Genomic DNA, 12,896 nt, shown 5'->3' with positions numbered 1-12,896 from the left:
AACCTAGAAAATGTCATCTATCGAGCCCTTGACCTAAAACTTGTTAGCTATCAGTAATCGTGTGTATCGGTTAGTTCTGAAAGGGTATCTATCTTTTCCATTAACGACTCTAATTCATGCATTCCATCATCATGCTTTTGTTGCTCTTTTTCTGAGTGTCGCTTTGACAAGCTAGCTTCAACTTTAAGAGCGTGGTCTTCTTTACCCACATAGCGGTACGCGATGGCAAGTGATTCTAGTTCAGACTCGGTGAGTCTGACTTGGTTTTGAAGCCTTTTCAATTCAAGTTGTCTAATTGTCTTAAGAGCATCGTGTTGATTTAACTCATCAATTGAACCTAGTTTAACCCACCGGAAGAGAAACTTGATTCCAGTAATGGTTCTACCTTTCTTTACAACCTCAAACCCCTTATCACCTTGGCTACTTTCTAAAAATAAAAGTTCTTTGCTAATCTGAGGGTGTTCAGAAAGTTCTTTAATACTTTCCCTGATACAACGTTTCATAAATACGCTGTTGTTTTTGAAGGAACTTTTATCTTTCTTCAGCTTCCCTGATTCGTCCAAAAGCCCAAATATTCCTTTCAGTTCACTAAGCTTTTGCGCATGCATTTCAAAGCCCTTGTCTTTGAAGCGACTAAGCAGTTCGTACAAGCGCTTAGAATACTCCTTTTTTACCTCAAAGAAATTGCGAGTATTAATCAGAGCAAATCCTTGATTATATTCAATATACTCAGGTTTGAGCATATCGTTAGGAACCATCGTAAGTATGCCGTGTTTATAAGCGATATGTTTAAAAAGAGGTCTATAGTCGAATTCAATATCACCTTTCGGGGTTTCCACCTTTATCCCGATTTTTCGACTAGCTAGGCGGTTCGCTACTGGACTTAAGTTGCTACCGATATGTTTAGACTCAACACCTAACCACTCTGATAATTGATGTGAAGTAAACTCATAGTGTGGTGTTTTCTGCTCCCAATCACTTGGTTTCATATGTGCAATCATCAACGCAAACATATCTGCTTCCCTAGCGGATAGATCTTGACGACTAAAGACCAGTTGATGGCCTTTTTTGATATGTTTCGGGAGGTTATCGCTTACCGCAGGGTAGAAATATTCTTCATCACTCATGCAAATGCACATCCATAAATAACAAGATTTAGGTAATTATGACACATTTTAGGTCACGCATGTATAGAAATACTCACATCAAGCAGTGATTACAGATACCTGACTTGTACTCGCCCGACTGCGTCACGATAGTATTCAACTAAGCCTTGAGACTCTTTCTCGGAAATGGTGTTCATGTACTCTGCTAACATGGTGGCTGTATCACGAACCTTGTTCACGCTAGCTTTCACGGCGCTTGCAGCCTTGTTGTGCCAGCTAGCAATCACAAACTTAAGGTATGACAAGAACTTAGGCGCTAAAGGCTGTTGGTGCTTGTTGTACAGCTTGATAACACGACGAGCTCCACTAGCTGATAGGCGGCCTTGCTTAGCTGCTAGTTGAAGTTGTTTTACTTCGTCAGCGTCACGTTTGAAGATCTTCAAAAACCAAGAATCAGACGGGACACCGTTATTAATTTTATTTTTACTCTCTGTAGAGAGATCTTTTGTATTTATAGTGCCATTTTTGTTTTTGTCTGATTGCTCGCAAGCCTTGTCAGCACTGGCCTCAAGAGGTTTTTCCACAGAAGCCCCCCCTGAGTGCCGTTTTTGTCTATTAAAACGCTTTTGTGCAGCTTGTAGCGCGTACTTGTATGCGCCAGCGAACATTTCTTGGATGGCGTCTACGCATAGAGTGATGTGACGTAGATTCTGACCTGTTGCATTGTTTGGCTTCTGTTCTCGGACAATTAAGTTCAAGTCTTCTGCTGTTTTCAGTTGTTTTTTGAGAGTGTCAAAAGTGGTTGGACGACAATCATAGCGATCGCAGTTCTCGTTGTAGACCTGTACCAATCGAGTAGTTGATGCAAAGCAGGTATGGCCATGCTTAAGAATATGGCTTGAGATAGTTTCTAGTAGGCAAGCAAGTTTACGTTGTGCCGACGGTTTATTGGTTTTGATATTGGAGGCTTGGGTTCTGAATCCTGACTTCCAGTAGCAAGGATGCAGTAAAAGCGGTGTGTTTTGCATAAAATTTGATCAAAAAAAAGGCGTAAAAATTTGCCACCGATCTCTTTGAACGTTATACTTACACCTGCTTTAGTGTGGTGTAATTTGTGTTAACGTTCGCTGAGATTGATGCTCAATCTAAACTGTTAAACTAATTACTAACCATTTGAGGCATTAGTCGCCAACTAAATGTCTCGCCTGATTAGGCTTCGGTCTAATTCATTACGGCATAATGACTTTCCTTAAGTTCGTTTGTCGTGACGCTTTAAGTTAGCCGCTTAAAGCTCGATTTCAGTAAGAAAGCCCGCTCGCCAAAGCGGGCTTTTTTATTTTCTGTTGCCCGAAATCGAATCACTTTCTCTCTATCACGGTATCGCCATGATCTAATTACAGAAAAACTCCCCTATTATTGATCGTAAATGGTTGATCAAACAAGTCCCTGTATCAAAGCGATTCCGAACAAGGTGCGTTACCATCTGGCGCTAGAGTTTACCAAAAATTTTATCTATTTAAACTCCTTTTGGACGTGTTAACATTCCGAACACGCCGAATTTTGTGGATAACTCTGTGATGAAATTTACTCCCCCACCAAGTGCTGAACAGCAATTAGAAACTCAAGTTAACCAATTAAAACAACAATTTAAGCGCCGACAGTTCCCGAAAAAGAACGCCCCAGCGCTACCGTTGGATTTGTTAGTAACAATCTCAGGTTGCACCTTTGGTTTGCATAGCCAAAAAGACGGTAGACTCGTTCTAAAGGCCGATAAGGCGATTAAATTTGATAAGGGTGTCAATGTGTTGCGCTCAGTGTCGTATATTGCTGGCGCGCGAGATAGCGTATCTATCGCTGGTTGGGACTGGCGACCAACGCACTTCAAGAAAGATAAACTCTACTTGCGTCCTGTCGCGCCTAGTGATTTATAAAATTCCGAATTGGCCACCAGCATTTTCGATTTAATTGAGTGTTTTTTGTACTTAATTACTAATCGCTGGTGGCGCTTTTTAATTGATCAACTTATTGGAATTTTCGTGATGAAGATCCGAAGTTGACGAATTGCTGTTTAATTTGAGGGGCAACACTCACTTTTTGCTCTACTGGAACGTAGCTATTTGTCGGTAAAGTTGCCATTTTTCGGGAACCTAGCGACTCAAACATGGCTCGCACCACTTGATGATCTTCCTTGGTGGCCATGTTGGCGATCGCTTTGCGCTGCGCATCGGTTACATAGATAGGTAAAGAGTCCACAACATCAAGCAGCATCGAGGTTGCCTTAGCGTTTTGCTCTACCTTTTCACGCAACTCTGCATTCACGCTTTCTAGGTACATAAGCTGGTTAGTAAGATCACCGACAAGCTCAACATTGGTCTGTTGAGTCATGTTCGCGTAGATATTACGCGCGGATTCCTCATCAAAACCTTGTTCCTGTAGCGATTCGAGGATCATTTGCTTGCTGTTCGCACTTTCCATCATCATGGCCGGATGGTCTAGGCTGATATAGTTCGGCTGCAACACGTAGTCCATACCGTGATATGAAGTCGTGATCGATGCCTCGCGTGTATCTTGGCCACCAGTCGCCCAACTCCAACCACCAGCACGGCTATTGTGCAAACCTAAAGCGATACGGCCTGTATAGGTATCTAAAAACTCTTGAGTGTGTTCAACAATACCGTCATCTGAACAGGTGATAGAGACTGTGCGGTTAGATGGCACGTTTTCTACCACAACCGGACGACCATTAATCATGATCACCTCAGTTTCACCGATTGAGAGCTTATTAGCGCGTTGGCGGGATTGATGGCCATAGTAACCATACGCTTCGCCTAGTCGTAGTAGCTCTTGAGTTCGTGGGCTGTTGATCATCGCTTGCACGGCTTTGATGATGTAATTGCGCTTGTTGGCGCTAAGCTTGCGACCGTCATTGAATAGGCTGAAACGGTCGGATACTTGTTTAAGTGCTTTTGCTGTCACTTTCTTTTCTCCATTAATGGCTTTGGATTTCGGTTAGTAGGTCGAGAACTACGTCTCTAACGAATCGTTCCGCTTCGCTTTGGTCAGTCATGCCAATGGATTCCATCATTTTGTCGTTCTTGGCCACTTGAGCCGCGAGCTCGGAAATGACTTCATTGGCCAGCTCGGAATCGAGGCCAACAACGGACGTGTAAAGATGGTTTTTGAGTTTCGGAGACTTGCCGATTGGGGATTGCTCGATAAGGTCAAGCACGGTAGTCAGCATGGTTGCGTAGTTCGCTTGCGACTCCATTGCTGCCGACTTCTCTTGCTCGATAGCAGTGTTGAGAGAGTTAAATCGGATCTCGAATGGCATATCGTTGTCATTCCACACCTTGCCGTCTCGGTAGATGGTGTGAATGTCGATAGCGCGCTTAACGAACGCCACCACGGCTGAGCGGATTTGGTTGGCGCGTAGTGCAGATTGAATCGATGTGCGGAAGAAGCCGCCCTCGCCTAGTCCACCAGAAAGAAGATCACCAAACCCAAGCATGGATGGGTCTACGCCAAGCGTTCCGGCTAAGCGTTTAAGGTGAAACATAATGTCTTCGATGTGGGAGATATTCGGGTCAGTGGTAAAGGTATCGATCTGCAAGCCACCTTTAGCGCCGCCCATAAATGGCAATAGCGTGTTGATGACGGTTGGAATGAAACCTAGCTTGCGGGAACGGTCTACCACCTCTTGACGGTCTTGCTTCATCTGGTCAGCGACCATGTTGATGTATTCCGCAGCTCCGGCCGCATCTAAGCCGTCAGTGTTTACCGCTACCATGCGATCGATAAGTGAAGCATTCACACGACTTGCGCCGAGCGCTGCAATGGACTGGCGAAGCATCGACCAAGCCTCAAAACAGGTAAGAAGAATGGATGTGCCGTAGTTCTGCGTCTCGATTGGCATGCGTGAATACGCATCGTCATAAAGTGAGTAGCGCTGGCCAGTGTAGTTAACTGGCGGTATATCCATATCTGGCCGCCAGATTGGCATTTTTAGTGGGATAAGCGCCCAAGGCTCGGCAAGGCGTACCTGTTCGCCGTTCGCTCGGGTTTGTAGATATTCCGCAGTAAATCCCGCTAGCTCGCCCGAACGTTCGTACTCACGAATTTGGTTTGGCAACGTGTAGTAGTTGGCCTCAAAGTGAGTAATACCCACGCCCTCTTTCGTGTATGGGCGAACATAGTTAACCCCATAAACCAGCGTTGAATACGTCCAGTTCATTAGGTTTTCGTTGATTGGAGTTAGCAGCTCTCGGTTAAGACGGCCTACGTACTCGGCGTACTTCTCATCGGTTGGATGAAGATACACAGCCATGCCATTGTCGTTTGATACCGAAAGAGCGTGACCAAGGTGCAGATTGAGCGCGGCATCAATCGTGCTGTCCTCGGCCATTTCCTTGAGTATCGGATATAGCATGAAGCGATCTTTCGGCAGCTTGTGCAGAAAAAAGCGGTCTGAGCTTTTTCGACCGTCATTGGTCAGAGCGCCGTTGCTTTCATCTAATTGGTGTTCGCGATCGTGGAATGGCGATCCCGTGTATCCAGCGCCAGATTCAAAACTTATCCCACTCTCTTTATCGTCATTCTCGTTAAAGAAAGGGAACGCTTGTTTTAAAGCTGCCGCTAGCCCAATTGATGCCTTGTTTTGCGACATGTGCGACCTCGGTAATTTGAGGCGCTTTTTGCAGGGATGGGGATGATCTTGGATGATAGCGCATCGCGTCAATGTGACCAATACGCTAATAAATTATTGATTTTCTATGCGTTAATTTTTTTTAGTCAAAGTTCAATTGCTTGCCTTTGAACCTTGGTTACTCACCAAAAACACTAATTTTTATTCTTGATGATAATAACTGTGTTCGGAATAATTCTCTCGTCCCTAAAAATCTACTTCCTTAGATATTTTAGATTATTCATTAACTTAAATTGATATTGATAGTGGCGTTTTTTTGGGATGGGGAATAGGAAAGGAAAAAGTCGGGCGAAAGCTCGACTTTTTTTTTGGCTTTTATCCAAAGAATAAAAGGCACGTTCAATGAACACTGATTTAACCCGCAGTATTGAACAGGCGACAACAATCGATGAACTGGTACGCCAGTTTGAAGCCTTGCTCGCTGTCGATATTAGCGACACTCCAAAAGGCCACCAGCGCCTTAAGGCTAACCAACTAGCCAAAGATATTCTCGCCAAGTACAACGGCGACTACTCCAACGTTTCACCCGAAGATAAAGCAGCTCTGCGCGACTACACAGGTTTTGGCGGTATCGGTGGCTCCACCAACGAATACTACACGCCTAAATGGCTGGCGAGCGCGACTTGGGATGCAGTTCGTTCCTATGGCTTTACTGGCGGTAGCGTACTTGAACCAAGTTCGGGCGTGGGCGTGTTTAGCGAAACCAAACCTAAAGGCACCCTGACTACATCCGTAGAAATGGATCAGACCTCAGCGGCCATCAACCAAATTCTCCACCCCGAAGACCATGTAATCCAATCGGCATTCGAAGCGGTAGCAACTAATCCTGGCATTGGCGACTTTGACCTAGTGATCGGCAACCCGCCTTATGGTGTTCGAGACGCTAGCGCGATGAAAGACAAAGCGTACAAAGACATTAAGTACGCTGATCAGTATTTCGTTTCTCGTTCTATCGATAAAGCGAAAGCTGGTGGCTTGATTGCCCTAGTGCTGCCAACTCGTATTTGTGATGCGAAAAACCTTGAGAAGTGGCGTACACAACTCGCGCTTAAAGCGGAGTTTTTGGGCGCGCACCGACTACCAACGGGCACGTTCTCTAATACGGGCGTAGTGACTGACCTTGTTATCTGGCGAAAACACAGCGACCAAGCGAAAGCACTGATTGATAGCGCCGACCGCGACACGCTGATTGAATCTAACGTACTTTGGGACACTTGGCTCAAAGGTAAGTGGTTCGAGCGCGAGGGTAAGAAATTCATCAACGGCGAACAGACTGTTGAGGGCGTAGGTAAGTTTGCGCGCAAAGTCGTGAAGCGTGGCAACCGTTCTAACGATGATATTAAAGAGTCGTTAATGCGCCGCTTTGACAGTCGCATTGATTGGATGTTACTCGATGAAGCGGTTAGCGAGCCAGTGAGCGCGAAATACTCCGATGGAGACACGATTTTCCGCAATGGCCAGCAGTACGAAATGATTGATGGCGAATGGGAGCTATCTGAAAGCAATGCGAAAACAGGCGTTATCAGTAAGGCGACCTATGGCCCAGATAACACCGATGAGATCGGTTCTATCACCTACTCTACTGAATCGATGCTTAAGCTATCGGCCAGCCAAGCGCTCAAGCTTTTCGAAGATTACGGTTACTTGTGTCATGACGACTTTAAAGCCCTAATGCGCGAGATTGCCAAGCTGCCAAAAGCAAGCCAAGAACACGCTTACAAAGGCATTCTACTTGGCATGAAAGTTCAAACACTTGCAACGCTGGTTGCTGGTAGCCGAACGACATCCAATAGCGACTTGGCCAACATGGCAATGGGCGCGGAGGACTTCCAGACCGAACAATATCGCGTGAAGTTAAGCGGCGAAGTGTTAGAGCTGAACGCACTAATGGGCGGCTCTAAGGTATCGAAGAAAGCGCTAAGCAACTTAAGCGAGAAGTACGTCTCTGCATGGAATTACTACCACTCATCGATCGATTCTAAGGGCAAACTGTCTGACCTACTCAAAGGCGACCTTAAGCGTGAGCTGACCGTTCAATACAGTTCGTCTCGCATTGGTGACGTGTTCCATCTATGTGACCGTGAACTAGGCATAACCACACTGACACTGCATGACGTTCGCACGTATTACACCGCAAGCGGTATCGATGCGATGAGCGATGAGCAGTTGCTTGATTACCTAGCGAACATGGATGAGGTAGCGGTAAACCCTGACAGCACGGTGACGGCATTCCATAAAGCGACGACTGGCCTAGTCGGTAAGCGCATGGATCAGCTGACCGCACAATTAGTATCGACCACCAGCGATACCGTGAAAGCTAACATCATGCGCCAAATTCAAGCCATCGAATCTAAGCGAAACAAGATCTCGATTGCCGATGTGAAGATGAAGCTTACCGATAAGTGGATTCCTAAAAACATCATGCTTGAGTTCCTGCATGACCGTGGCTACACGGAATTTATCTTGGGCGACTTTACCGAGGATAAGGACGGCTTTGAGGATTTCGTACAAAGCGAATCCGGGCAATACCTTACTGGCTACCGTTGGCGTGATGGCGAATGGATTGATGGCCTAACTCGTAATGGCGTGAAAGGTAAAGCAGCGAACAGCGATGAGCGATTTGAGCGTCAAATTGAATCGTACATCAACTATGGTGCGGTTCGTGGCGGTAGTAAGAACGAAGATAAATCACTTATCCGTGAACAAATGCGCCGCCTCGATGATGAGTTTTCTACATGGATTGCATCATCTGACCATTCAGAATACTTGGAACAGGTTTACAACAATACGTTTAACGGTTGGATTAAGCCGGAGTTTGATGACTCACCACTAACGCTAAATGGCGTATCTGGTGCGATTGAGTTCCTACCTTACCAAAACTCAACGATTCGCCGTCACAGTGCAGACGGTAACGGCATTATTGCCTTTGGTACTGGCTTGGGTAAAACGCTCACTGGCCTTGGCCTCGTGCAGCACAACCTAGAAACCAAACGCGCCAACCGTGTGGCCATCGTTGTTCCTAAATCCGTGTTAGAGAACTGGTTCTATGAGTCCGATCTGTTCTTTGGTGAAAGCAATCTATCTGACAAGGTATTTATCGGCCTTGAAGTTCACAAAGACGATGACGGAAAAATCATTCGGGAACCGGTATTAGATGAAACGGGCGAACCGAAGTTAGACAAGAAAGGCGATCCTATCTTGCGCGCCAAACTGACCGTAGACACAAACGGCAAGCGCGTAGCAGAACAGCTCCACCAGCTTACACAGTCAACCGCTCGCATCGTGGTAATGACAAAAGACGTGTACAACCGCATTCCATTGAAGCCGGACACGATTTCGGCCAATGTGCTTGAAATGCGCGATGCTGGTTTGATTGCGGGTTCAAGCAAGCTAGTTAAGGAAGCGGAAAGCCACACAGATCAAGCGAAGAACGCGCGTTTTGAAGCGAAATATACTGACGATGGTACGGCCAAAAACGAAGAACTACCGTACTTTGAGGACTTGCTATTCGATTCGGTTATGGTCGATGAGGCGCATGATTTCCGCAACTCGTACAAGGGCGGCTCATACCGAAACAATCTGGCATTCTTGCCTAGCCAAGCGCAAGCCGATCGCGCTATCGATATGCAGCTTAAGAACAACGTCATTAAGGCTCGCAATGACGGTCGAGGCGTTTACTTCCTAACAGCTACGCCAACCGTAAACAGCCCTGTTGATATGTTCAATATGCTGTCCCACATCATTCCGGCAGACACGTTTGCCAAGATGGGGATCTTTGACAGCGACGACTTTATCCGCATGTTTGGTAAGACTGGCGAAGCGCTGGTTACTAAGATTTCGGGCGAAGTTGAACAGCGTGAAGCCCTACTCGGATTCCAAAACCTAGACGCACTTCGAAACATCGTTAACCGCTACATGACGATCGAGGATGCTAAATCCGTTGGTGCCAACGTTCACATTCCTGACCTGATTAGCCAGCAAAGCGTTGTCCAAATGAATAGCGAACAGGAAGCGCTATATGAGGAACTACGCCAGCGCGCTGACGCAATCAGTAATCCAGACAAAGACGAAAACCAAGAGATTGTCGAGCAATACCCTAACGACACGGTTTTCGGCCTAATCCGTAAAATGGACAAGGTAAGTACAGACCTTGATTTGTACTATGAGCGTGTTACCTACCGATTCGCCAAGGACAGCAAGAAAGAGGTAGAGGCGGCAGTAGCTAAGCTACCAAATACCGTCACGGTCGCTTTTGAGGATGTGGCACCAGACGGCACGGTTAAGCTAAGCAAAATCCAAGTCAAGGTTGATAAGAGCGTTAAGGTCGAGGGCGATCACTGCGTGGTTCAGCTCCACCAGCAACTTGATGACCGATTCACAAACATTTGTGACAAAGCCAAGTTGAAATTTACGCACCCTGTCTCCCCTAAGTACGCCAAGTTCCTTGAGAACGCGCGCGAGATTTATCTGGCTGGCGGTAAGCAGCTTGTCTTTACCGAAGAAAAAACACAGCACAAGAAAGTCGCGCGAATCATTGCGGATTTTGTTGGTTGTAAGCTGTCTGAAATCGGTATTTTGAACAGCGATACCGTTGCGGGTAAGAAAGGCTCTAAAGCGACTGAGGACGATGAGGAAGCGGGTTTGGAAGCAATGGCCAATGCTTACAACACCTCGAAATACAAATTCATGATCCTCAATAAAAAAGGCGAAGTCGGCATCAACTTGCATCATGGCACAACCGATATTCACCACTTAACGCTACCTTGGACTCCAATGAGTATCACACAGCGTAATGGCCGTGGCGCGCGTGTTGGCTCTAAACAAAACAGCGTGAATGTTCACTACTACACGTCGAAAGGCTCATTCGATGATTTCCGCTTGGCCACAATCCAACGCAAAGCCACTTGGATTGAGACAATGTTCAAAGGTGATGAAAAGTACATTGCGAACGCCGATGCAGACGCAGCCGACGAAACTGCAATCATGCTGGCAGCAAATCCAGAAGAAGCGAAAGCCCGTATCGAAGCGGCTAAGCGTCAAGCTGAGCGCAAGCGCAAATTAGAGGAACGCCGACTAGCAAGTATTAACGTCAGCAAGTACATCAAAGCCACCCAAATGCTTGCTTTGGATGTGAGTGCGGTTGAGGGCGAGCTGGCCGAACTACGCGAGAAGTTAGAGCCACTACGCAAAGAGGTGGAAGAAGATCGCCTACGTGCAGAGGGCGAGAAGCGCGGCAGTTGGCAGCACAAAAACTACCAACGCACCAAAGGCAGACTGTTTGCGCTAGAAAGCCAAATCAAAACCTATGAGGCAGCGATCAAAAACCGCGACAAAGCGAGCGATACCATCAAGAAATTGAAACCAGCAATGGAGCTGGCCATCAATGACGGTGTGTTAAAGGATTACCCTGACTTCCTAACTCATCCAGAGTTGTACATTGTTCGCAACGGTGTGATTGTGCGTAATGGCTACACCTACAAAGCCGAAGTTAAGAGCCGTTCTTGGAGCGCCGAGTACGATTCAAAAGCAACAATTATGATCACCAACTTCGACCGTAAATCTGGCACGGTGGACGGCTTTATTACTGAAATGGACGGCGAACCAGCGTCACGCAACTATGTCGATCTACCTGTTGAGCGCATCATTGAAATTGCGCCAGTGAATCAGGATAGAGCTGCGCTAGAAGCAAAAGCGCTCCAAGGTGTACCACTAAGTGAAGTCGCTCATACGTTTGACCGTGAGACGTTCTTTGAACTGGTCGCAGAAAAGAAAATGAAAGCCTACGGTAACAGCCGCCGTTGTTTGGTGCGCAATGCTGACGGCTCATTCTCTATGCCGTGGGGATTGGATGTTGAACCAGACCAAACGCTGATTTATCCAGATGCGAGCGATAAAGCGATCGTGAAAGCCCTACTCGACCAAGTAACCAAGCAATTGGAAGATAAAGGTCGCGTGATGTTGGAACACGACATTCTAAGTTTCTTTATCGGTAGCGATTGGGACAAACAGGCGATGGAAAACGGCAACCAAGTGAGCGAACAGGAAGTTGTTGAACTGGTGACACTTGAGATCAAAGCATTCGAGGAAAAATACCCTGAGCTTTATCAAGAAGCGTTACTGAAAGCAGAGACGACTTACAAAACGTCTATCACTTTCCTTAAAGAGCTAGATAACCATCTAAGCAATTTGAAATGGACAGGTTACACCAACGCACACGAAGCGCGCCGCCTATCGGCTCGTGAGTTCACTCGTTACACCGATATTCTGTCCGAACGCTCTAGCGAATACCGCACAGAGCTGGAAGATAAGCTATTCGCAGACTTCACTAAGCTGGTGGCTAACGACCCTGACCGTGCGAAACGTCTATCACAGATCGCGTACTGGATGACGCAATACAAACCAACGACCGATACTCACCTACTGAAAAAGGTCGATGCGATTTACGGCGAAAACTCACAAGAAACCATGCTTAAGGTATGTGCCGACCTACACGCTATTGGCGAACGTGAGTTCCTATCCGGTGATGGCCTAATCTTCTCGGATGACTGGTCATTGAATCGCATGAAAGGTGCGTATGGTTCGCTATTCACTTATCGCAGCACACAGCGTGAGGAATTTATCGAGAAGTACCTAAATGCGGATAAGCCGGAAAAGACCGAGGTTAAAGTGACCGAAACGCAGAAAGTGAAAGTCGATAATATCTCTGCCATTAACGTAGAGAGCATCGAGAAATTTAGCGAACTAATGTCAGGCATTGGCATCGACGTTAAAATGGTGACTTCACCAATTAGCTGGAAGCCTAAGCGCGGTCGCAACCGAAAAGAGATTGTTGTAGAGCCATACGAGCGCATTGGTTTGATGGACAACAATGGCCTTAAAGGTTCGCTTAAAGTGATGTTCGCTGGTGACAAGGAAGCTAAGGCTGAGTACGGCGCTGACTTCGCATCAAACGCAAGCAGTGAATTTAATGGCGGCTGGTGGTTTATCTCTGCGAAAGCGGATTTGGAATTGCTAGCGAAATCGCTATTAACCATTCATAACACAATGGCCGAAGCTGCCTAACTCAAATTTTCGCATGCGAAAACTTT

The 12,896-nt window shown here is 46.5% G+C and carries 6 protein-coding genes; 2 read left to right on the top strand and 4 right to left on the bottom strand.

Annotated elements, in window-relative coordinates:
• Window positions 1-50: 50 nt before the first annotated feature.
• Window positions 51-1,127, bottom strand: coding sequence for a replication initiation protein (locus tag R7Z47_RS19200; RefSeq protein ID WP_054577229.1), 1,077 nt, complete (start codon window positions 1,125-1,127; stop codon window positions 51-53).
• Between the two features lie 89 nt (window positions 1,128-1,216).
• Complete coding sequence (locus tag R7Z47_RS19195) at window positions 1,217-2,134, bottom strand: hypothetical protein (protein WP_215810183.1); 918 nt, start codon at window positions 2,132-2,134, stop codon at window positions 1,217-1,219.
• 549 nt (window positions 2,135-2,683) lie between these two features.
• Between R7Z47_RS19195 and R7Z47_RS19190 the strand changes: the two genes are divergently transcribed.
• Window positions 2,684-3,037: a hypothetical protein gene (locus R7Z47_RS19190; RefSeq protein WP_318130522.1), complete on the top strand. Its 354-nt coding sequence runs from the start codon at window positions 2,684-2,686 to the stop codon at window positions 3,035-3,037.
• A 91-nt stretch (window positions 3,038-3,128) separates the two neighbouring features.
• Here the strand turns inward: R7Z47_RS19190 and R7Z47_RS19185 are convergent, their stop codons facing one another.
• Both R7Z47_RS19185 and R7Z47_RS19180 read right to left on the bottom strand, forming a co-directional pair.
• Window positions 3,129-4,082: a head processing protein gene (locus tag R7Z47_RS19185; RefSeq protein ID WP_215810184.1), complete on the bottom strand. Its 954-nt coding sequence runs from the start codon at window positions 4,080-4,082 to the stop codon at window positions 3,129-3,131.
• A 13-nt stretch (window positions 4,083-4,095) separates the two neighbouring features.
• On the bottom strand, window positions 4,096-5,769 hold the full coding sequence (locus R7Z47_RS19180) for a portal protein (protein WP_318130520.1): 1,674 nt from the start codon (window positions 5,767-5,769) through the stop codon (window positions 4,096-4,098).
• A 381-nt stretch (window positions 5,770-6,150) separates the two neighbouring features.
• On the opposite strand from R7Z47_RS19180, the gene R7Z47_RS19175 reads away from it, so the two are divergent.
• On the top strand, window positions 6,151-12,870 hold the full coding sequence (locus tag R7Z47_RS19175) for an SNF2-related protein (protein ID WP_318130519.1): 6,720 nt from the start codon (window positions 6,151-6,153) through the stop codon (window positions 12,868-12,870).
• Window positions 12,871-12,896: the final 26 nt, after the last annotated feature.

The sequence above is a fragment of the Vibrio sp. 1641 genome (genome assembly GCF_033339995.1).
Lineage (GTDB): Bacteria > Pseudomonadota > Gammaproteobacteria > Enterobacterales > Vibrionaceae > Vibrio > Vibrio alginolyticus.
Note: the sequence above shows the minus strand (reverse complement) of the source record. Positions and strands in the feature narration are given on the sequence as shown.

Bases quoted from the DNA above. Each gene is read 5' to 3' on its own strand.
- R7Z47_RS19190 (WP_318130522.1), top strand. From the start codon at position 2,684: ATGAAATTTACTCCCCCACCAAGTGCTGAACAGCAATTAGAAACTCAA.
- R7Z47_RS19200 (WP_054577229.1), bottom strand. From the start codon at position 1,127: ATGAGTGATGAAGAATATTTCTACCCTGCGGTAAGCGATAACCTCCCG.
- R7Z47_RS19195 (WP_215810183.1), bottom strand. From the start codon at position 2,134: ATGCAAAACACACCGCTTTTACTGCATCCTTGCTACTGGAAGTCAGGA.
- R7Z47_RS19180 (WP_318130520.1), bottom strand. From the start codon at position 5,769: ATGTCGCAAAACAAGGCATCAATTGGGCTAGCGGCAGCTTTAAAACAA.
- R7Z47_RS19175 (WP_318130519.1), top strand. From the start codon at position 6,151: ATGAACACTGATTTAACCCGCAGTATTGAACAGGCGACAACAATCGAT.